At 44.5% G+C, this 1470-nt stretch carries 2 protein-coding genes; both read right to left on the bottom strand.

The window, feature by feature from the left end:
- Positions 1 to 276: class II fructose-bisphosphate aldolase (locus A3756_RS21205; RefSeq protein WP_197481440.1), on the bottom strand; the 276-nt coding region annotated here is incomplete at its 3' end.
- 30 nt (positions 277 to 306) lie between these two features.
- Positions 307 to 1470 (bottom strand): phosphoglycerate kinase (locus tag A3756_RS21200; protein WP_068554570.1); only part of this gene is annotated, 1164 nt, incomplete at its 5' end.

Raw genomic sequence — 1470 nt, 5'->3', positions numbered from 1 at the left:
CTGGCAAACTGCTGGAGAAGTACCGTGGTCCTGATGCATACAAACAGGAATGTGCGGGAATTCTTCGATAGCCGCCAAAATAAGATGACGNAAAAAAGGTGCTCCGGCATATTTACGAGCACCGGCTGAAGCCTGCACTATCACAGGACTATTTGTTTGATCAGCTGCTTCCATAATAGCGCGCATCTGCTCAAGGTTATTTACGTTAAACGCTGGAACTCCGTAGTCATACTCTGCAGCATGATCAAGTAGTTGTCGCATACTAATTAATGCCATGATTATCTCCGGTTAAAACATGGATTGAATTTATGAGCTTGCGCGCTCTGTTAACATTGCTACTGCAGGTAAANTCTTACCTTCTACAAATTCTAAAAAGGCACCGCCACCCGTAGAAATATACGAAACCTTATCTGCGATTTCATACTTATCGACAGCAGCCAAGGTGTCGCCACCACCTGCTATTGAGAATGCATCACTATCAGCGATGGCTAATGATAGCGCTTTAGTGCCCGCACCAAACTGGTCGAACTCAAACACGCCTACTNGCCCATTCCAAATTATCGTACCCGCACTTTTCAGTATTTCCGCCAAGCTCTCAGAGGTTGCCGGGCCGATATCAAAAATCATATCGCCTTCATCTACCTCATCAGAATTTTTCGTTGTCGCAACTGCAGACTCTGAAAACTCACTACCAACCACGACGTCTGTAGGCAATGGGATATGAGTCTTTTCGCTAAGAGCTTTAGCCTTGGAAATTAAATCTTCTTCGCACAAAGACTTACCAACAGCCTTGCCATCAGCAGCTAAAAAGGTATTAGCAATACCGCCACCGACAATTAGCTGGTCAACAATATCAGAAAGTGACTCAAGCACTGTTAATTTAGTGGAGACTTTGGAACCACCAACAATAGCAACTAAAGGTCGCTTAGGTTCTTTTAATGCTTTTCCTAAAGCATCCAGCTCAGCAGCAAGCAAAGGGCCTGCGCAGGCAACAGGGGCAAATTTGCCGACACCATGCGTAGATGCTTGTGCGCGATGAGCGGTTCCGAAAGCATCCATCACATAAATATCACAAAGCTTTGCATAGGCCTTTGACAAAGCCTCATCATCTTTCTTTTCACCAACGTTAAATCTAACATTTTCAAATAACACAACGTCGCCGTCATTCAGACCGTCTGTATCCTGCCAATCTTTTAGTACTGGAATATCTTTACCGAGCAGATCGGACATATGACTAGCAACGGGCGCCAGTGAAAAAGCCTCATCATACTCACCCTCAGTTGGTCGACCCAAATGAGACATAAGCATTACTTTAGCGCCGGCTTCCATAGCATGCTTGATTGTAGGCAATGACGCTCGAATACGTGCATCACTCGTTACCTTTCCATTTTTAACTGGAACATTCAAATCTTCGCGAATCAAAACCCTCTTTCCTTTAAGGTCGAGATCCATCATTTTAAGAACAGACAT

It is taken from the genome of Oleiphilus sp. HI0086, assembly GCF_001635225.1.
This window is presented reverse-complemented; position numbering and strand designations above follow the sequence as displayed.